This is a genomic window from Streptomyces sp. CB01580 (genome assembly GCF_001905795.1).
In the GTDB taxonomy this organism is placed as follows: Bacteria; Actinomycetota; Actinomycetes; order Streptomycetales; family Streptomycetaceae; genus Streptomyces.
Map to the genome: position 1 here is coordinate 1 of NZ_LIXJ01000040.1, position 19,645 is coordinate 19,645.

Annotated in this window: 18 protein-coding genes; 13 read left to right on the plus strand and 5 right to left on the minus strand. The window is 71.3% G+C overall.

The features are described 5' to 3' along the window. Positions 1-247 (minus strand): DUF7455 domain-containing protein (locus AMK22_RS42530; protein ID WP_443333339.1); only part of this gene is annotated, 247 nt, incomplete at its 3' end. Between the two features lie 262 nt (positions 248-509). Between AMK22_RS42530 and AMK22_RS34055 the strand changes: the two genes are divergently transcribed. From AMK22_RS34055 to AMK22_RS34075, 5 genes are all read left to right on the plus strand, one after another. Then, positions 510-1,025: an ATP-binding protein gene (locus AMK22_RS34055; protein WP_073791321.1), complete on the plus strand. Its 516-nt coding sequence runs from the start codon at positions 510-512 to the stop codon at positions 1,023-1,025. A 212-nt stretch (positions 1,026-1,237) separates the two neighbouring features. Continuing rightward, positions 1,238-1,924: a peptidase gene (locus AMK22_RS34060; RefSeq protein WP_073791322.1), complete on the plus strand. Its 687-nt coding sequence runs from the start codon at positions 1,238-1,240 to the stop codon at positions 1,922-1,924. A 456-nt stretch (positions 1,925-2,380) separates the two neighbouring features. Next, complete coding sequence (locus AMK22_RS34065; protein ID WP_073791324.1) at positions 2,381-3,499, plus strand: hypothetical protein; 1,119 nt, start codon at positions 2,381-2,383, stop codon at positions 3,497-3,499. Beyond that, entirely contained in the window at positions 3,496-4,674 is a 1,179-nt protein-coding gene (locus tag AMK22_RS34070; protein WP_443333340.1) for a hypothetical protein, read from the plus strand. The genes AMK22_RS34065 and AMK22_RS34070 overlap by 4 nt, the downstream gene beginning before the upstream one ends. Positions 4,675-4,712: 38 nt before the next feature. After that, positions 4,713-6,074, plus strand: coding sequence for a hypothetical protein (locus AMK22_RS34075; RefSeq protein ID WP_073791373.1), 1,362 nt, complete (start codon positions 4,713-4,715; stop codon positions 6,072-6,074). A 231-nt stretch (positions 6,075-6,305) separates the two neighbouring features. Here AMK22_RS34075 and AMK22_RS34080 read toward each other — a convergent pair whose 3' ends face one another. Next, entirely contained in the window at positions 6,306-7,796 is a 1,491-nt protein-coding gene (locus AMK22_RS34080; protein WP_073791327.1) for a peptide MFS transporter, read from the minus strand. Positions 7,797-8,285: 489 nt separating this feature from the next. Here AMK22_RS34080 and AMK22_RS34085 point away from each other — a divergent pair, with 489 nt between their 5' ends. Both AMK22_RS34085 and AMK22_RS34090 read left to right on the plus strand, forming a co-directional pair. Continuing rightward, complete coding sequence (locus AMK22_RS34085) at positions 8,286-8,963, plus strand: response regulator transcription factor (protein ID WP_073791328.1); 678 nt, start codon at positions 8,286-8,288, stop codon at positions 8,961-8,963. Positions 8,964-9,039: 76 nt separating this feature from the next. Then, positions 9,040-10,305 carry an ATP-binding protein gene (locus tag AMK22_RS34090; RefSeq protein ID WP_073791330.1) on the plus strand — a complete coding sequence of 422 codons (1,266 nt, stop codon included), beginning with the start codon at positions 9,040-9,042 and terminating at the stop codon, positions 10,303-10,305. Positions 10,306-10,479: 174 nt separating this feature from the next. Here AMK22_RS34090 and AMK22_RS34095 read toward each other — a convergent pair whose 3' ends face one another. Beyond that, entirely contained in the window at positions 10,480-11,040 is a 561-nt protein-coding gene (locus AMK22_RS34095) for a GtrA family protein (protein ID WP_073791331.1), read from the minus strand. Between the two features lie 301 nt (positions 11,041-11,341). Here AMK22_RS34095 and AMK22_RS34100 point away from each other — a divergent pair, with 301 nt between their 5' ends. The 3 genes from AMK22_RS34100 to AMK22_RS34110 all read left to right on the plus strand — a co-directional run bounded on the left by AMK22_RS34100 (position 11,342) and on the right by AMK22_RS34110 (position 14,361). Then, positions 11,342-12,481, plus strand: coding sequence for a 5-(carboxyamino)imidazole ribonucleotide synthase (locus AMK22_RS34100; RefSeq protein ID WP_073791333.1), 1,140 nt, complete (start codon positions 11,342-11,344; stop codon positions 12,479-12,481). Beyond that, positions 12,478-13,017 carry a 5-(carboxyamino)imidazole ribonucleotide mutase gene (purE, locus tag AMK22_RS34105; protein ID WP_073791334.1) on the plus strand — a complete coding sequence of 180 codons (540 nt, stop codon included), beginning with the start codon at positions 12,478-12,480 and terminating at the stop codon, positions 13,015-13,017. The genes AMK22_RS34100 and purE overlap by 4 nt, the downstream gene beginning before the upstream one ends. Positions 13,018-13,170: 153 nt before the next feature. Then, positions 13,171-14,361, plus strand: coding sequence for a dipeptidase (locus AMK22_RS34110; RefSeq protein WP_199883393.1), 1,191 nt, complete (start codon positions 13,171-13,173; stop codon positions 14,359-14,361). Between the two features lie 130 nt (positions 14,362-14,491). On the opposite strand, the gene AMK22_RS34115 is transcribed toward AMK22_RS34110, so the two are convergent. Beyond that, positions 14,492-14,854 carry a VOC family protein gene (locus AMK22_RS34115; protein WP_073791336.1) on the minus strand — a complete coding sequence of 121 codons (363 nt, stop codon included), beginning with the start codon at positions 14,852-14,854 and terminating at the stop codon, positions 14,492-14,494. 150 nt (positions 14,855-15,004) lie between these two features. Between AMK22_RS34115 and AMK22_RS34120 the strand changes: the two genes are divergently transcribed. Beyond that, positions 15,005-15,517: a CGNR zinc finger domain-containing protein gene (locus AMK22_RS34120; protein WP_073791337.1), complete on the plus strand. Its 513-nt coding sequence runs from the start codon at positions 15,005-15,007 to the stop codon at positions 15,515-15,517. A 137-nt stretch (positions 15,518-15,654) separates the two neighbouring features. Here the strand turns inward: AMK22_RS34120 and AMK22_RS34125 are convergent, their stop codons facing one another. Next, positions 15,655-16,998, minus strand: a complete 1,344-nt coding sequence (locus AMK22_RS34125) for a UDP-glucose dehydrogenase family protein (protein WP_073791338.1) — start codon at positions 16,996-16,998, stop codon at positions 15,655-15,657. Positions 16,999-17,222: 224 nt separating this feature from the next. Between AMK22_RS34125 and AMK22_RS34130 the strand changes: the two genes are divergently transcribed. Together AMK22_RS34130 and AMK22_RS34135 are read left to right on the plus strand one after the other, a co-directional pair. Further along, positions 17,223-18,380, plus strand: a complete 1,158-nt coding sequence (locus tag AMK22_RS34130; protein WP_073791339.1) for an acyl-CoA dehydrogenase — start codon at positions 17,223-17,225, stop codon at positions 18,378-18,380. Between the two features lie 245 nt (positions 18,381-18,625). Then, entirely contained in the window at positions 18,626-19,636 is a 1,011-nt protein-coding gene (locus AMK22_RS34135) for a DUF5954 family protein (RefSeq protein WP_073791340.1), read from the plus strand. Positions 19,637-19,645: the final 9 nt, after the last annotated feature.

The window sequence follows — 19,645 nt, forward strand, 5'->3', positions numbered from 1 at the left end:
GGACGACGCGCAGATATGCCTGGGCGCCGCAGCGGTCACAGCGGTCTGCTGCGCTCCCTGGATGCGGCCCTGGGCAAGTGACCGCGGGGCGGGGCCGTCGGCGGCGTGTGTTTCCCGACACGTCCTTCCGCCGGGTGTCGTTCCGTGATGTGTCGCTCCGCGGCCTCCTGTTCCGCGGTGTCGTGTTCCACGGCGTGCCGTTCCGCGGTGTGCCTGTCCACAGTGCGCGTGGTGTGATGCGTGCCATGGGGACTCCGGGGGGATTCAGGTGTTGCCCGTGTCACGCGGTCCGCGTGGACGAAATGGGTGTTGTCGCGATTCGGCCGGGCAGAAGACCCCTGGCGAAGCGGTATATGGCCTCGCGCATGGCATACGTGTAGGTGCTGCGGCCGTAGGTGCTGTATTTCTACGTGCTGTATCTCTCTGTATCCGTACGTGCTGCGACCGCTCGTGCTCGGTACTTGTAACTGTTCGATGGCGACATGGTGAATCGGTGAGGTGAAGCGCTGATGAGCACCACCCGGCAGCATCCGCCGGGCGACCTCGGCCGCGAGCCGGAGGGCGCCGGCGTGGACGCGGACGCGGACGCCGGAGTGGCTTCCTCCGATCCGGCCGGACAGCAGTGGCGCACGTTGTCGCTGCGGGGGGTGGCCGGTGTCGTGCCGACGGCTCGTGACTTCGCCCGCCAGACGCTCCACGAATGGGGCTGGCTGCCCGCGTCGAGCGCGGACGGACGGGCCGCCGCCGAGGACGTCCTGCTGGTCGTCTCCGAGCTCGTCACCAACGCCTGCCTGCACGCGGAGGGCCCGGAGGAGATCCGTATCGCCTGCGCGGCGAAGGTGCTGCGGGTGGAGGTCGTCGACGCGGGCGCCGGACAGCCCGCGCCGCGCACTCCGCACCGGGCCGGACGGCCGGGTGGGCACGGCATGTTCATCGTTCAGCGGCTCTGCCTGGACTGGGGCGTGCTGCGGGTGCCGGGGCGGCCCGGCAAGACCGTCTGGGCGGAACTGGCCGCCCCCGCCTGAAGCCGTGACGGGGCAAAAGCCGCCGGGGCGTCAGGTCTCCCCGGGGCACGGGCCCCGCATCCGCACTACGAGAGCGCGCCGGATCGGCGCGCTCTTTGTCTTCCCTCCACAAGGCCCCCGGCGTACCTTGAGCGCCAATCTGATGTGTCGTCAGTAACTTGCGTCGAGTCGGAGACGACGCGCGGCGACTTCCGGCATGAGGGGAAGACAAGGTGTCCTACCAGAAGCGAACAGCTCTCGCGCTGGCGTCCGCGCTGGCGGGCACGGTGGTGCTGATGGCCGCACCCGCCGCCCACGCCACGGTCGTCGACGTCGACTACCGGTGCAAGACCCCGATCGGTGACAAGGGGGCCGTGTCTCCCATCGACATCAAGAGCGTCAGGAGCGGCGGCGGTTACCGGCTCACGATGTCCTTCCAGAAGGGTGTCTCGTCCAGCCCCGTCGAACTCGGCAAGGGCGCGATGAACCCCAGCGCGGTGATCAAGGTGAGCGGTGCCGACCAGGGAGAGGTCCAGGTCTCCGGGCCGCCGAACGCCGCGGCCATCCCCGCCAACTCCCCCATCAAGATCGGCGACTTGTCGGGCACGTACACCCCGAGGAAGAGCGGCAAGGTCGACTTCACCGCCGGTGTGCTCACCATCAAGGCGCTCGGTACGACCACGACCTGCACACCTTCCAACAGCCCGGGGCCCTCGCTCCGGCTCGATGTGACGGCCGCGGGAAACACGGGAAGCACGGGAAACACGGGGAACACCCCCGACAACGGTGGCCAGTTGCCGAAGACCGGGCCGCTCGACTCGGCGACGGCGCTCGGCATGCTCGGCGGCACCGTGCTGCTGACCGGTGCGGCCGGGGCGCTCTGGCTGACCCGGCGCGGGCAGGGAGCCGTCGGCCGCTAGTGCCGCTCCCGGCAACGTTTGCCCCGTCGCACCGTCCGGCACGCACGCTCGTGGCGTTGGCCGAGAGCCCACGTAGCCCTTCCCCAAGCTCTCGACTTCGTTCGAGCAGGGGAGACCCCATCCGAGGGCTTTCGGCCGCCTTGCGATCGCACGCACCGGACGCCGCTCCTTCCGGGCAAACCTTGCCGGTCACGGCACTAGTGCCGTGACCGGCAGACGTGGCCGGGAAGGCACCAGCGCCTCGCCCGGTCGAGCCAGTCGCCCTTGAGGGCCGTCCCGTCATCCGTGGCGGGCGCCCGACGACAGCTGCGGCACCTCGCCGCGTTGCGTTGTCGAAAGGCCCGCATGCATCCCGTATGCGGGCGCTCCTCCGCCTTGCGACGCACCACATCCGACGCCGCTCGCGCTGATCCGCCACGGATGACGGGACAGCCCTTCGCGCACCAGGGAGCCGCCATGCCGTCGTCGACCGGCCACGCCGCCCGACTCGCCCTCGCCGTAATGCTGTTCACCCTCGCCACGGTCCCGGCGGCCGGTGCGGAACCGCGCACACCGGCCGCGCCGACGGGCGCCGCCGCCTGGACGGCGCGGCCCGTGGCGGGCGGGTCCGGGGCGGGCGGCACCGGGAAGAGCGCGGGCAGGTCGTACTTCTACCTGGAAGGGCCGCCCGGAGCCGTCCTCCAGGACCGGCTCTCCGTCACCAACCCCGGCACGGCCCCGGTCACCGTACGGCTGCGCGGCGTCGACACGTACCGCGCCGGGGACGGCGGCCGTACGGCACGCGACGGCGGCAAGCCCACCGCCGGAAGCGGGCCCGGGACCGGGTCCGGAGGCAGGGCCGGGAACGGCGCGGGCGTCGGCGTGGGCGCCTGGCTGCGGACCGCCACCGCGAAGGTGGTCGTGCCCGCCCGTACCCGCGCCGAGGTGCCGTTCTCCGTCACGTTGCCGACGGGCTCGGCGCCCGGTGACCGCTCCGGTGCGATCGTCGCGGAGAGCGGGGGCCGTTCGGTGGGCGTACGGGTGCGACTGCGCGTCGGCGGCCCGACGTTGGCGGCGCTCACCGTCGAGGACGTCATCGTGTCCGGGAAGGCCGTCCACTACACGCTGGTCAACCGCGGCAACACCCTGCTGGTCCCGCGGATCACCATGAGCGCCGACGGGGTGTTCGGGCCGCTGCTGCGGCGCGGCACCCGCACGCTGCCGCTGGAGCTGCCGCCCGGACGGCGCGTCACGCTCACCGAACCGTGGCCAGACACCCCGGCCCTCGACTCGGTGACGGTACGGCTGCGCGTCACGGCGGCCGGCGGCGCGTACGACGAGGCCTCGGCGCGCGCCCGCTTCGTCTCCTGGGCACCGCTGACGGGCGCGGCGCTGCCGCTGCCGGCCGCCGCGGCCGCGGCGGTGTACGCGTACCGGCGGCGACGCGGGCACCGGCGTCCGTGGGGCGGGCGGCAGCGCGGAGGCGCACCGGCCCCGGCCCCGTACGAGGACGGTTCGCCCGCACGGCCTCCGGGCGGCCGACGGGCTTGTGACACACGCCGATTGACGAAGACGGGAACGGGAGGGGAATCGTGACCGGACGGGCCGGACCGGCGACACCTGGGGATCACGGGAGGGGCGGGCACCGGTGGGGTGCCGTGGTGCTCCTCGCGCTGCTTCCCGTCCTGCTGGTGCTCCCCACGGCTTCCGCGGCGACCGGGGCGGGCGGCAGCGCGGAGGCGAAACCCGCGGTCACCCTCTCCGAGCGGCAGGCGGGCAAGGGCGGGGACATCACCGTCAAGGGCAGCGGATGGCGTCCCGGCGCACTGCTGATGATGCTGATCTGCGGCCGGTCCGCACCGGAACGCGGCGTGATCGGCGGCACCAACTCCTGTGCCAACGCCGAGGGCCGTGCCGTCACCACCGGGACCGACGGCGGCTTCACCAAGAAGCTGCCGGTGGCCGAGCCGCCCGTGCCCTGTCCGTGCGTGGTGCACGTCGCCACCGTGACCGGTGGACAGGCCGCCGCCGACGCCGTGTTCGTCGTGGCCGGGCACCCGGTCGCCGCGCTGCCGAAGGAGACCGGCGGCAGGCTCGCGGTGCTGGCGGCCACCCGGCTGGAGGGCGACAGCGGAATCCTCACGTGGTTCGGCGCACCGCCCGTCCGGCGCCTGGTCTTCACCGTGGGCAACCTCGGCACCGCCCCGGTCGAGGACCCGGTCTTCCGGATCGGCACCGCGCACGGCGTGTTCGCCCCCCAGTGGGAGGAACGGGAGTGGCGCGGCACCGTCGGGCCCGGCCGCAAGGCGCGGATCGAGCTGCCGGTCGAACTGGCGGCGGGTGCCCACGGCGACTACCAGATCTCGCTGGAGTACGGCGGCAAGGTGCTGGCGGAGCAGCCGTGGGGGGTCGGCCGCCCCTGGGGCGTCACCCTCTTCTGGGTCCTGCTGTGCGTCGTGGTGCCGGCCGCCGTGTTCCGGATCGGCATGGCGGTCGTCGACAAGGTACGGCCCCGCCCCTCGCGCGCCCCGGCCCGCTCCCGGCGCCGCCGCCCGGCGCGTACGACCGGCCCGGCCACGGGTGCACGAGGGCCGCGGCGTGTGCCGGGTCCCGGGCCGAACTCCGCGGACGGGCCCGCATCCGAGCCCGGATCCGCGGCGGAGCACGCATCCGCCTCCGGGCCCTCGCCCACCACCACGGCGGCGCTGCCGTGGTTCGCACCGGATTCCGCACCGTCAGACAACACATCGACGACGAAGGGACATTCGTGAGTACGCAACGGAGAACGGTCGCGGCGGGAGTCGCGATGATGCTCGGCGGCGCGGGCATGCTGATGGCCGCGAGTCCGGCCCGGGCCGCCGACATCTCGTACCGGACGGAGTGCATACCCCCGGCCATCTCCGGCCTGCCGCCCGTGCAGGGCACCACCGTGGTGCAACTGACGGCGCCCGCGGAGGCCAAGGTCGGGGACACCGTCGAGGTGGTGTGGAAGACGGTCCAGGCCGCCTCCAAGAACCCCGACATACTCGACCTGGACAAGGGCACGGTCAAACCGACCGGCACCGTCAAGGTGGGCGGCGCGGCCACCGGCACCCTGAACATGGAGGGGCCGCGTCAGAACCCGCCGATCCCGAAGAACAGCGCCATGATCCTGCCCGACATGAAGGGCACGCTGAAGCTGGAGAAGGCCGGTGAGATCACGCTGACCCCGGACGCGTACGACATCAACGTCTCCAAGCCGCTCTCCACGGACACCAAGTGCACTCCCGAGGAGACGGTGCGGCCGGGCGCGACCATCAAGGTCACGGACGGCGGCTCGGGCACCACGGCCGGCGGCACGACGAGCGGGACCACCGGTGGCACGACGACCGGTACGACGAGTGGTTCCACCTCCGGATCCACCACGGCGGGCGGCACGACCTCGTCCGGGACGTCCTCCGGCACCTCCGCCGGGACGTCCACCGCGGGCGGCTCCACCTCGGGCTCCGGGGGCGGCGGCGGACAGACGGACTTCCCCGGCAAGGAGGTCGCCGTCCAGTTCGCCTGTACGTCCCCCGGACCCGCCGCCATCTCCTCCAAGGTGACGATCGACGCCAGGAAGAACGGCGGCGGCTATGCGCTGACGGTCAGGACCGCCAAGGGCGTGATGGACAGTCCGGCCGCGCTCCCCGCCGGTGCGCTCAAGCCCTCGATGGACGTCGTCGTCGCGGGCGCGGACAAGGGTTCGGTGAAGGTCACGGGACCCGCCAACGCCGAACCGCTGGAGCAGGGGAAGCCGGTCGACCTGCCGAACATGACCGGTACGTACAAGCCGGGCGCCACCGGGAAGGCCACGCTCGCCCCTGGCACCCTGACCATCGACGTCACCCTGGGAGCCTCGAAGATCAGCATCCCGTGCAAGGTCAAGGGGACGGCGACCCCGTCGCTGGAACTCGACACCACGGCTCAGGAGGGCGGGGTCTCCGGCTCGGCCACCTCGGGCTCCTCGGGGTCCGGGAGTTCCGCCGGCACCACGTCCGGCGCCGCGGGTTCCGGCGGCGGGCTGGCGGCCACCGGGGCCGAGGACCAGGGCACGCTGCGGGCACTCGGTCTGGTCGCGGGGACGGCGATCCTGCTGGGCGGCGCCGTGTTCACCTTCACCCCGTGGCGCAGGCTGCGCGGCACCAGGTGAGCCGCCCCGCACGGCACGGGGTGTGACCGCGCGCCGGACATGACCCGGCCCGTCGGCCGTGACGCTCCGGCGGGCGGACATGACCGTGCCGTACGTCGTACGTCGTGCGCGCATCACGGCGGCGTACGACGCGAGGGCCGTCGCACCGGCATCAGCGGTGCGACGGCCCTCGTCGTGGAGCCGTGCGGTCGTCGGACGGTGCTCACCCTCCGACGACCCGTGGTCGCGGCGTCAGCGCACGTCGCCCATGAGCTGCGAGACCTTCTTGCGGTACATCCAGATGGAGATTCCCGCGACGAGCGCGAGAGTCGCCTCCAGACCCACCATGCCGGTCTTGTTCAGGTTGACGCCCGCCAGGGACAGCAGGCTGGTGGTGCAGTCGCCCGCGGTGACGGCGAGGAACCAGACACCCATCATCTGGCTGCCGTACTTCGCCGGGGCCATCTTCGTGGTGACCGACAGGCCGACCGGGGAGAGGCAGAGCTCACCGACGGTCTGCAGGAAGTAGATCGACACCAGCCACATCGGGCTGACCTTGTCGCCGTCCGACGTCATGGTCAGCGGCAGCATGAAGACGAGGAAGGAGACACCGACCAGGAAGAGACCCGAGCCGAACTTGACGACCGTGCTCGGCTCCTTGCCCCGCCGGTTCAGCGCCAGCCATATCCAGGCGACGACCGGGGCCAGCGCCATGATGATGACGGGGTTGATCGTCTGGTACCAGGATGTCGGGAAGTGCAGCCCCAGCACGCTGTTGGTCGTGGACGACTCACCGAAGAGCGAGAGGGTGGAACCGCCCTGGTCGTAGATCATCCAGAACACGGCCGCGGCGACGAAGAACCAGATGTACCCGGACATCTTCGACTGCTCGGTCTTCGTCAGATCCCGGTCGCGCTTGATCCGCACCAGCACGGCGACCGGGATGATCAGACCGGCGACGGTGATCGGGACGAGCGCCCAGTTCAGCGTGTACACATCGGTGGCGACCAGCACGCCGTAGAAGACGACGGCGGCGACCAGCCACAGCAGGCCCTTGCGCAGCGTCGAAGCCCGCTCCGCGGCCGACAGCGGCTCCGGCACGACGCTGCTGCGGGGGTTCAGGTGGCGCGTACCGATGAGGAACTGGATCAGGCCCAGCGACATGCCGACCGCGGCGAGGGCGAACCCGAGGTGCCAGTTCACCTTCTCGCCGATCGTGCCGATGACCAGCGGCGCGGCGAAGGCACCGAGGTTGATGCCCATGTAGAAGACGGTGAAGCCGCCGTCGCGGCGCGGGTCGTCGGGGCCGTCGTAGAGGTGGCCGACCATCGTCGAGATGTTGGCCTTCAGCAGACCGGAGCCGAGCGCCACCAGCGCCAGACCGGCGAAGAACGAACCGGAACCCGGCAGGGCCAGGGTGAGATGTCCCACCATGATGATCGAGGCCGCGACGGTCACCGTCCTGCGCGGACCCCAGACCCGGTCGCCGAACCAGCCTCCGGGCATGGCGAGCAGATACACCATCGCCATGTAGATGGAGTAGATCGCGGTGGCCGTGGTCACGTTCATGTCCAGGCCGGAGCCGGAGACCAGATACAGCGGAAGCAGGGCCCGCATGCCGTAGAAGCTGAAGCGCTCCCACATCTCGGTCATGAAGAGAGTGGCCAGGCCGCGGGGGTGGCCGAAGAAGGTCTTCTCGGATCCAGAAGTACTGGCCGGGTCCTTCGTCAGGCTGGACGCCATGGTCGATCCTTGCGTGCTCGGGACGCGACGCCTCGTGAGCGTGACGCGCCCGGTGGGGGGAGGCCGGCACCGACCCGGCCGAGAGTCCCACCCCACGCCTGACAGGGATTCGTCCCGTGCCGGACTCACCGAGGAGCCGACTGACGGGGACGGGGACCGACCGCATCGGGATCCATGCCCGGTGCGCATGTGTCGCTCCGGGCCCGGCCACAGGTCATTCACTGAAGTCACGACTGGCGGGGTACCAGCCGGCAGAACAAAAGAGACCCTAGGCGCTAAAAGCTGCCCAAGGGTCCTTGAGTCGTGCAACAGGCGTCGAGCAACCATACGCCACGACAGAGTCCGAAATGAACGGACTTGAGATATGGATCACAGGTGAAGGCGGGACTACGCTCTCATATTCGAAGGTTCGCGCTCGCTTTCCGGACCGGCCCGCAGGGCCTTTCGATCACCTCCCGACACCTGTCCCGCGCGGACTACCATCACTGCATGACCCGTGTACTGCTCGCCGAGGACGACGCATCCATCTCGGAGCCACTGGCCCGCGCTCTGCGTCGGGAGGGTTACGAGGTCGAGGTCCGTGAGGACGGTCCGACCGCATTCGACGCCGGTCTCCAGGGCGGGATCGACCTGGTCGTGCTCGACCTGGGCCTGCCCGGGATGGACGGCCTCGAAGTCGCCCGCAGACTCCGTGCCGAGGGCCACACCGTGCCGATCCTGGTGCTGACCGCCCGCGCCGACGAGGTGGACACCGTCGTCGGACTGGACGCCGGCGCCGACGACTACGTGACCAAGCCCTTCCGGCTGGCCGAACTGCTCGCCCGCGTCCGGGCCCTGCTGCGCCGCGGCGCGGCCGAGCCCGCGCCGCAGCCCGCCACCCACGGCGTCCGGATCGACGTCGAGTCGCACCGGGCGTGGATGGGCGACGAGGAACTCCAGCTCACGGCCAAGGAGTTCGACCTGTTGCGGGTCCTGGTCCGCGACGCCGGCCGGGTCGTCACCCGCGACCAGCTGATGCGCGAGGTCTGGGACACCACCTGGTGGTCGTCGACCAAGACCCTCGACATGCACATCTCCTGGCTCCGCAAGAAGCTCGGCGACGACGCGGCCAACCCCCGTTACATCGCGACCGTACGGGGCGTCGGCTTCCGCTTCGAGAAGAGCTGACGCGGGGCGGGGCTGACGCGGGAGGAGCCGACCCGCGACCAGCCGATCCACGACGAGCCGAACCACAGAGGCCCCCATGCGCCGAAGACTGATCAACTCCACACTCGCCGTGGTGCTCGTGGTGATCGCCGTCTTCGGCGTCTCCCTCGTCATCGTCGAGAGCCGCACCATCAGCAACAGCGCCCAGGAGAGCGTCGACTCCGAGGCGCTGCGGCTGATCAGCGTCGTCGAGAGCCGGATACTGGGGGCCGAACGGATCAACCCCGAGCTGCTGAGCCAGCAGCTCTCCGGCAACCGCTACGCACTGGTCGACATCCCCGGCCGTGCCCCGATCGAAGTGGGCACCCGCCCGGCGGGCAGCGTGATCAGCGGCAAGGCCGAGGGGGCGCACGGCGAGCGCGTCGTCGTCGAGGAGTCCGGTTCCGCCGTCACCCGTGAGGTCGGCCGCACCCTGGTGATCATCGCGGCGGTGGCGCTGCTGGCCATCGTGTCGGCCGTGCTCCTCGCCGTACGCCAGGCCAACAGGCTGGCCTCGCCGCTGACCGACCTCGCGGAGACCGCCGAGCGCCTGGGCTCCGGCGACCCGCGCCCGCGCCACAAGCGGTACGGGGTGCCGGAGCTGGACCGGGTCGCCGACGTCCTGGACGCCTCGGCCGAGCGGATCGCCCGGATGCTGACGGCGGAACGCCGGCTGGCGGCGGACGCCTCGCACCAGCTCCGCACGCCGCTGACCGCGCTCTCCATGCGGATCGAGGAGATCTCCGTCACCGACGACCCGGAGACGGTGAAGGAGGAGGCGAACATCGCCCTCACCCAGGTCGAGCGGCTCACCGACGTGGTGGAACGGCTGCTGACCAACGCCCGCGACCCGCGTACCGGCTCCGCCGTCGTCTTCGACCTCGACGAGGTCGTCAAGCAGCAGATCGAGGAGTGGCGCCCGGCCTACCGGGGCGAGGGCCGGGCCATCGTCCGGTCCGGGAAGCAGGGGCTGCGGGCCGTCGGCACCCCCGGCGCGGTCGCCCAGGTGCTGGCCGCGCTGATCGAGAACTCGCTGATGCACGGCGGTGGCACGGTCGCGCTGCGCACCCGCGTCACCGGCAACCAGGTGGTCATCGAGGTCACGGACGAGGGTCCGGGCGTATCGCCCGACCTGGGCGCCCGGATCTTCGAGCGGACGATCAGCGGCCGCAACTCCACCGGGATCGGCCTCGCCGTGGCACGGGACCTCGCGGAGGCGGACGGGGGCCGGCTCGAGCTGCTCCAGCAGCAGCCGCCGGTCTTCGCGCTGTTCCTCAGCCGGGTGGCCCTGAAACGGCAGGAGCCGGAACGCCCGGTGCGCTGAACCCCATGGCGGGGCTGAACCGTACGACGGGGCTGAACCATACAAAGGGGCCGAGCCGTACGACGGGGCTGAACCATACAAAGGGGGCCGAGCCGTACGCAGAGGTCGGCGACGTAGGAAGAGGCCGGTGGCGTACCGGCTCCGAGACGTCGGCGGCCTGCCGGCTCCGTGACGTCAGCGGCGTGCTGATTCCGCCTCGACGCGCGACGCCCGCTCGCTGCGTCGTTCCTGCTTCAGGAAACCCTCCAGGACCTCCTCCTCCTCCGCCGGCGCGGGCTCGGCGGGCTCGGCGGGCTCCGGCGCGGGGAGCGCCTTGAAGACCCACGTCCGGTAGGACCAGAAGCGGAACAGCGTCGCGATGCCGATGCCGAGGATCTTGAAGACATTGCTCTGGAGCGGGGTGTCCCAGCCGAAGCCGTACGTCGCCACGTACAGCACGCCGTTCTCGATGACCGCGCCCACGCCGCTGAACAGCAGGAACAGCGTCAGTTCCCGGGTCCGGCCGGTCTTGTCGCGGTCGCGGTACGTCCAGTAGCGGAAGCCCACGTAGTTGAAGAGGATGGCGATGAACGTGGCCAGCAGCCCGGCCCGCACCACCTGGAGGTCCGTGGTGCGCCAGAGCAGGTTCGACACCGCGATGTTGACCACCAGGCCGAGCGCGCCGACCGTGCCGAACTTGGCGACTTCCCGGGCCAGTTGATCCAGCCGGGTTCGCAGTGCGCCCCGTTCGCTCATGGTGATCGCTCAGCCTGTCTGTCGGTTACGTCAACCCGGTCATGCTAGCGACCCCTTTCGCGGGGCGCCCGGGGATGTCCGGACAGAAGTGGCCGGACGGGCACGGGGACGGGCGGTGACGGGCAGGGAGAGGAACGACGACGGGCGGGCGGACGGACGGTGCCGAGCACGGGAACGGGTGTGGGGACGAACACATCGGACGGGTGGGGACGAGTCCGATGGGGGAGCGGCGCGCCCCGGCCCGCAGGGCGCGCGGAGGCCGTCGTCGGGCGACCGCCGGGGCGCCGGATACCCTGGACGGGTGACGTTCCCGGTAGTCGGCATGGTCGGCGGCGGTCAGCTCGCCCGTATGACCCACGAGGCGGGCATCCCCCTCGGCATCAAGTTCAAGCTCCTCAGCGACACCCCCCAGGACTCGGCGGCCCAGGTGGTGAACGAAGTCGTCGTCGGCGACTATCGCGACCTGGACACGCTGCGTGCCTTCGCGCGCGGCTGTGACGTGATCACCTTCGATCACGAGCACGTACCGACCGAACACCTGCGGGCCCTGGAGGCGGACGGCATACCCGTGCGTCCGGGCCCCGACGCGCTGGTGCACGCCCAGGACAAGGGGGTGATGCGCGCGAAGCTCGACGCGATCGGCGCGCCCTGCCCCCGCCACCGCATCGTGACGGACCCGGCGGACGCCGCGGCGTTCGCGGCCGAGGTCGGAGGCTTCCCCGTCGTCCTCAAGACCGTGCGCGGCGGCTACGACGGCAAGGGCGTCTGGGTGGTCCGCTCCGAGGCGGACGCGGCCGAGCCCTTCCGGGCCGGGGTCCCGGTCCTCGCCGAGGAGAAGGTCGACTTCGTACGGGAGCTGGCGGCCGGCATCGTCCGCTCGCCGCACGGCCAGGCCGTCGCCTACCCGGTCGTCGAGTCGATCCAGGTCGACGGCGTCTGCGACACGGTCATCGCCCCGGCGCCCGAGCTGGACGAGCGGCTGGCCGGCGAGGCCCAGCAGCTCGCGCTCCGGATCGCCGCCGAACTCGGCGTCGTCGGTCATCTGGCCGTCGAACTCTTCGAGACGCGTGACGGCCGCATCCTCGTCAACGAGCTCGCGATGCGCCCGCACAACTCCGGCCACTGGACCCAGGACGGTGCGATCACCTCGCAGTTCGCCAACCACGTGCGGGCCGTCCTCGACCTGCCGCTCGGAGACCCGCGCCCCCGCGCCCCCTGGACGGTCATGTGCAACGTCCTCGGCGGCGACTACCCGGACATGTACCAGGGCTACCTGCACTGCATGGCCCGTGACCCGCAGCTCAAGATCCACATGTACGGCAAGGACGTGAAGCCCGGCCGCAAGGTCGGACACGTCAACACCTACGGCGACGACCTGGCGGACGTGCGCGAGCGCGCCCGGCACGCGGCCGACTACCTGCGAGGAACGATCACCGAATGACCCCTCCCGCCACCGCCGCGCCGGTCGTCGGCATCGTCATGGGCTCGGACTCCGACTGGCCCGTCATGGAGGCCGCGGCCAAGGCGCTCGACGAGTTCGAGATCCCCTACGAGGTCGACGTCGTCTCCGCCCACCGCATGCCGCGCGAGATGGTCGCGTACGGCGAGGAGGCGGCCGACCGGGGTCTCAAAGCGATCATCGCGGGCGCGGGCGGCGCCGCCCACCTGCCCGGGATGCTCGCCTCCGTCACCCCGCTGCCGGTGATCGGGGTGCCGGTCCCGCTGAAGTACCTGGACGGCATGGACAGCCTGCTCTCCATCGTCCAGATGCCCGCCGGTGTCCCCGTCGCGACCGTTTCCATCGGCGGCGCGCGCAACGCGGGCCTGCTCGCCGCGCGCATCCTCGCCGCCCACGACGCCGACCTGCTGGCCCGCATGCGCGAGTTCCAGCAGGAGCTGAACGACCAGGCGACGGAGAAGGGCAAGCGGCTGCGCGCCAAGGTCGAGGGCTCCGACTCCTTCGGCTTCGGGAAGTAGCCTGCCGCGGAGCGGTGGCAGGGCGTGGAGGAACAGCAGAGCACAGAGGAACAGCAGAGTGCCAAGGAGCGGCGGCTCGTGGAGCGGCGGCTCGGGGAGGAGCTGATTGTGGAGGAGCAGATCGTGGCGGAGCACCGGTCCGACGAACGGCAGCTGGAACGGGCGAGGGAACTCCTCGCCGAGCACCCCGTCGTCGACGGACACAACGACCTGCCGTGGGCGCTGCGCGAGCAGGTCCGTTACGACCTGGATGCCCGGGACATCGCCACCGACCAGTCCGCCCACCTGCACACCGACATCCCCCGGCTGCGCGCCGGGGGCGTCGGCGCCCAGTTCTGGTCGGTCTACGTACAGTCCGACATGGCGGGCGACGAGGCCGTCAGCGCCACCCTCGAACAGATCGACGTCGTCGCCGAGCTGCTGGCCCGCCACCCCGCCGACCTGCGGCGCGCCCTGACCGCCGACGACATGGAGGCGGCCCGGACCGAGGGCCGTATCGCCTCCCTGATGGGCGCGGAGGGCGGCCACTCCATCAACAACTCGCTGGGCACCCTGCGAGGGCTGTACGCGCTCGGCGTCCGGTACATGACGCTCACCCACAACGACAACATCGCGTGGGCGGACTCGGCGACCGACGAACCGGGCGTCGGCGGTCTCTCGCCGTTCGGCCACGAGGTCGTACGGGAGATGAACCGCACCGGCATGCTCGTCGATCTCTCGCACGTGGCGGCCACGACCATGCGCGACGCGCTCGACACCTCCGTGGCGCCGGTGATGTTCTCGCACTCCTCCTCGCGCGCGATCTGCGACCACCCGCGCAACATCCCCGACGACGTGCTCGAACGGCTCCCGGCCAACGGCGGCATCGCCATGGCCACCTTCGTGCCGAAGTTCGTCCTGCCGGAGGCCGTCGCCTGGACCGAGGCCGCGGACGCGAACCTGCGCGCCCACGGTCTGCACCACCTCGACACCAGTGCGCGGGCCATGGAGCTCCACGCCGCGTTCGAGGCGGCCAACCCGCGCCCGGTGGCTACCACGGCGACCATCGCCGACCACCTCGACCACATGCGCGAGGTCGCCGGGATCGACCACATCGGCATCGGCGGCGACTACGACGGCACGGCCTTCCTCCCGGACGGCCTCCAGGACGTCTCCGGCTACCCGAACCTGATCGCCCAACTGCTCGGCCGCGGCTGGTCCGCCGCCGACCTCGCTAAGCTCACCTGGCGCAACGCGGTGCGGGTCCTGCGCGACGCCGAGGCCGTGGCGCGTGACCTGAGCGCCCGCCGGGGCCCGTCGCACGCGACCATCGAGCAGCTGGACACACCGGCCCAGGCCGGCTGAACGGCCGGAACCGTCGAGTGCGGGGCGCCCCTGGGGGCGCCCCGCACTTCGTCGTTCAGGCCACGGGCCGTCGTTCAGGCCACGGGCCTCGGCCCGTGCACATCGCGCGGGCCATGCGCCGTGCGGACGGTCAGCCCCTGCACAGACAGAACGGGTGCCCCACGGGATCCGCGTAAACGCGGAAGCTCCGATTCCGGTCCTCCGCGTCCAGCGCGGTCGCGCCCAGGGCGAGCACCTCACGCTCCGCCGCGTCCAGATCCGGCACGGTCAGGTCCAGGTGGAACTGCTGCGCCCCGTCCTCGCCCGGCCACTGCGGCGGCACGTGACCCGGTGCCGCCTGGAACGCGAGCAGCGTGCCCCCGGCCCCGGTCAGCTCCACCCAGCCGTCGCCGTCGTCCTCGACCGTTCCGCCGAGCAGCCCGGCGTAGAAGCCCGCGAGTGCGACGGGGTCGGGGCAGTCCAGAACGACGGCACCCAGAGTGGCGACAGCCATGACACTTCCTCCTCGTAAGCGGTTCGGCACCGCTGAAAGCGGCTGGTCACCATCGGTCGTTACCGCTAGAGCGGCTCAACCAGTAACCGTTACTGCATGCTGCCCCAACGGAGGTAACGTCGCAACCATGAAAGCGAAGGATTCCGCACCATGAGCGCGAAGAACGCCGCGCCCGGCGGACTCGCGCTGATCGAGGCCCTGGTCAACACGCTGGACACCGAGACCGGTGCGGACACGCTCGACACGGCGGAAGGGCGCGCCGCCTTCGGCCTCGTGGAAGCGGACGTCCCGGACGTCCGCGCCCTGCGCGAGGCGCTTCGCGCCGCCTGTCTCGCCCATGCGGGCCATCGTCCGGCCGAGGACGCGGAAGTCCCCGAACTCGACCACCTCCTCGCCGCCGCGCCCCTGCGTGTGACGGTGGACGCGGCGGGCACGGCGGCGCTGCGGCCCGTCGAGGAACCGGCCGGGCTGACCGCCCGGGTCGCGCGGGCCATCGCGGAGGCGGCGGCCGACGGCACCTGGGCCCGGCTCAAGGCGTGCGAGGCCGATGACTGCCGGTGGGCGTACTACGACCGCAGCCCGGCGGGGCGGCGGCGCTGGTGCTCCATGTCGGTGTGCGGCGCTCGCGCCAAGATGCGCGCCTACCGCGCCAGACAGGGCTGAGCCCCGGCCCGCTCCGGCGGCCCGGACACCGCCGTCCGGCGGCGGCCGGGCGTCGTGCGGCACGGGGGCCGTGCGGGGGAGAGGCCGTGGCCGTGAAGGGGAGAAGCCGTACGGGGAGAAGCCGTACGGCCCGGCGGTCAGGCCGTCGGGCGTCCCATCGCCCGGTAGGTCCAGTCCGCGCCGCGCCACAGCTCGCCGTCGAGCGCGTTGCGGCCGTCCAGGATGATCCGGCGCGACGCGACCTCCCCGAGCGCCGCCGGGTCCAGCTCGCGGAACTCCCGCCACTCCGTCAGGTGCAGCACCACGTCCGCGCCGCGCACCGCGTCCAGCGCCGAGTCCGCGTAACCGAGGGTGGGGAAGAGCCGCCGGGCGTTCTCCATGCCCTTCGGGTCGAAGACCGTGACCTGGCCGCCCTGGAGGTGGATCTGCCCGGCCACGTTCAGCGCCGGCGAGTCCCGCACGTCGTCCGAGTCCGGCTTGAACGTCGCGCCCAGCACCGCCACCCGCTTGCCGAGGAAGGAGTCGCCGCCCACGGCCTCCCGGGCCAGCTCCACCATGTGACCGCGGCGGCGCATGTTGATCGAGTCGACCTCGCGCAGGAAGGTCAGCGCCTGGTCCGCGCCCAGCTCACCGGCGCGCGCCATGAACGCGCGGATGTCCTTGGGCAGGCAGCCGCCGCCGAACCCGATCCCGGCCCGCAGGAACTTGGACCCGATCCGCTCGTCGTGCCCGATCGCCTCGGCCAGCTTCTTCACGTCGCCGTCGGCGGCCTCGCAGACCTCCGCCATGGCATTGATGAACGAGATCTTCGTGGCCAGGAAGGAGTTGGCCGCGGTCTTCACGAGCTCCGCGGTCGGGAAGTCCGTCACGACGAACGGCGAGCCCTCGGCGAGCGGCACCGTGTAGACCTCGCGCAGCAGCTTCTCGGACCGCTCGCTCGCCACGCCCACGACGATCCGGTCCGGGTGCAGGGTGTCCTGCACGGCGAAGCCCTCACGCAGGAACTCCGGGTTCCAGGCCAGTTCGGCGTCCGCGCCCGCCGGGGCCAGCTCCGCCAGCCGGGCCGCCAGCCGGGCGGCCGAGCCCACGGGCACGGTCGACTTGCCGACGACCAGGGCGGGCCGGGTCAGATGCGGGGCCAGCGACTCGAAGGCGCTGTCCACGTAGCTCATGTCGCAGGCGTACTCGCCGTGCTTCTGCGGAGTGTTCACACACACGAAGTGCACATCGCCGAACTCCGCCACGTCCTGCCACGAGGTGGTGAACCGCAGCCGTCCCGTGGACCCCTCGATGCCCGCGACGTGCTTGCGGAGCAGCTCCTCCAGACCCGGCTCGTACATCGGGACCCGGCCGGCGCCCAGCATCTCGATCTTCTCGGGCACGACGTCGAGGCCGAGGACCTCGAAGCCCAGCTCCGCCATGGCCGCGGCGTGGGTGGCGCCGAGATATCCGGTGCCGATCACAGTGATCCTGAGGGCCATGCGGTGCTCCTGGGAGGTGCGGGCAGACGTGCGGTCGAAACATGCGGTGGAACGTGCGGTGAACGAGCATAGTCGCGCCCCCGCGGGCCCCGATTCCGGCCATCCGCGCAGGTCTCGGGACCCCTGTCGCCAAGCTCACGCACGCATTGCATAGGCCGAGGCGGGCGGCTCGCTCTAAAATTGGGTTACTTAACGGTAGTTAGCTTCTTTGGGGAGTGAGCGCTTTGGCGGGTTCGACCGATTTCGACCTGTACCGTCCGGCCGAGGAGCACGAGATGCTCCGCGAGACGGTGCGTGCGCTCGCCGAGGCGAAGATCGCCCCGCACGCGGCGGCGGTCGACGAGGAGGCGCGCTTCCCGCAGGAGGCCCTGGACGCCCTGACCGGCGCGGACCTGCACGCCGTGCACGTACCGGAGGAGTACGGCGGCGCGGGCGCCGACGCCCTCGCCACGGTCATCGTGATCGAGGAGGTGGCCCGTGCCTGTGCCTCCTCCTCCCTCATCCCGGCCGTGAACAAGCTGGGCTCGCTCCCGGTGATCCTCTCCGGATCCGAGGACCTGAAGAAGAAGTACCTGGGCCCGCTCGCCAAGGGCGACGCGATGTTCTCGTACTGCCTCTCCGAGCCCGACGCGGGCTCCGACGCGGCCGGCATGAAGACCCGCGCCGTGCGCGACGGCGACTCCTGGGTGCTCAACGGCGTGAAGCGCTGGATCACCAACGCGGGCGTCTCCGAGTACTACACGGTCATGGCCGTCACCGACCCGACCAAGCGCTCCAAGGGCATCTCCGCCTTCGTCGTCGAGAAGTCGGACGAGGGTGTCTCCTTCGGCGCCCCGGAGAAGAAGCTCGGCATCAAGGGCTCCCCGACCCGCGAGGTCTACTTCGACAACGTCCGTATCCCCGCCGACCGCATGATCGGCGAGGAGGGCACGGGCTTCGCCACCGCGATGAAGACCCTGGACCACACCCGCATCACCATCGCGGCCCAGGCCCTCGGCATCGCCCAGGGCGCCCTCGACTACGCCAAGGGCTACGTCCAGGAGCGCAAGCAGTTCGGCAAGCCGATCGCCGACTTCCAGGGCGTCCAGTTCATGCTCGCCGACATGGCCATGAAGCTGGAGGCGGCCCGCCAGCTCACCTACTCGGCCGCCGCCAAGTCCGAGCGCGTCGACGGCGACCTCACCTTCTTCGGCGCCGCGGCCAAGTGCTTCGCCTCCGACGTCGCCATGGAGGTCACCACGGACGCGGTCCAGCTCCTCGGCGGCTACGGCTACACGCGGGACTACCCGGTGGAGCGGATGATGCGCGACGCGAAGATCACGCAGATTTATGAGGGCACGAACCAGGTCCAGCGGATCGTGATGGCGCGGAACCTGCCGTAGCAGGATTCTCGCAGGTCACGGCAGCCCCCGGCGTGAGGCCGGGGGCTGTTGCCGTCCGCGGACCACGCACCCTCCGGCGCCTCCGTGGGGCGTCGGCCCCGCGGCGACGGCGACGGCGGCGCGGCCGGGGCGCGCCCGGGAGGGTGGGGAGTCCTCCGCCGGGCCTCGGGTGCGGGCGGCGGATCCGGGTGGTCGGTTCTTCTGTTTCGCCCACCCCGCGACGGTGAACTCGGCACACTGAGTGCATGGTTGATCACTATCAGGAGCATCCGGAGCACCTCGTCATCAACGTGGAGCACCGCGACGATCCGGTGTCCCTGGTCACCGAGGCGGATGCCTTCGCCGCGTCCCGGGAGTACGCGAAGATCGTGGTCCGCGGGCCGCTTTTCGGTGTCGCCGAGCAGCGTCGCGGCGAGCGGCCGCGGTGGCGGCTGCTGACGGACATGGACACCGGCTACCCGCAGGACGCCCGTGACGAGCTGAACTCCTATCTCTGGTTCAAGGCCAAGGACGAGACGGACGACCCTCGTGAGCGGCGGCTGCTGCTGGACGCGGTGGCGCGGCTGGAGACCGAGCCGGTGAACGAACTGACCGCAGGCGACACGCGTTACCGCGTCGTGCGTGCCGACGAGTTCGCCAGGATCGGCGGCGGGCGTCTGGAGCCGCCCAGGCCCACGGACGTGGACTGCGAGGGCTGGGACTTCCAGGCGCGCACCCCCTCCACCACCAAGGGCTTCGTCGTCGACCACGCGGCGGCGGTGGGGCTGAAGGAGGGGATGGACCGGATGGGGCTGTTGCCGTACCAGTACACCTCGGACCGCTTCCCGCCCGATGTGCTGGCCGATTCGCAGCGGGCGCTGCGGACCCATCCGGGGCTGGTGCTGCTGCCGGTCGCCTTCCGGGTGATGGAGAAGAAGGATCATTCCTGGTCGATGGCGTCGGGCCAGCACCCGACGCCGCAGGACGCGCGGCGCTCCTTCGCCCACTACCTCAAGGAAGTCCGGCCGCTGATCGAGGAGTCGGACGAGCAGGAGACCGCCGCGTACGCGCGGGCCGCGGAGGCGTTCATGCGGCAGGTGCGGCCCAATGAGCTGAACGTGCGCGGGCGTTGCTTCCAGATCGTCCGGATCGAGCGGATGATGCGGATCGGTCCCGCGGGGCCGGAGGGGCCCCGGCGTTCGGACATCGACATCCAGGAGCCCACCCAGATCCATCCCTACATGGATGAGTCCGGCAACATCGACTACTCGAAGTAGGCCCCGGGC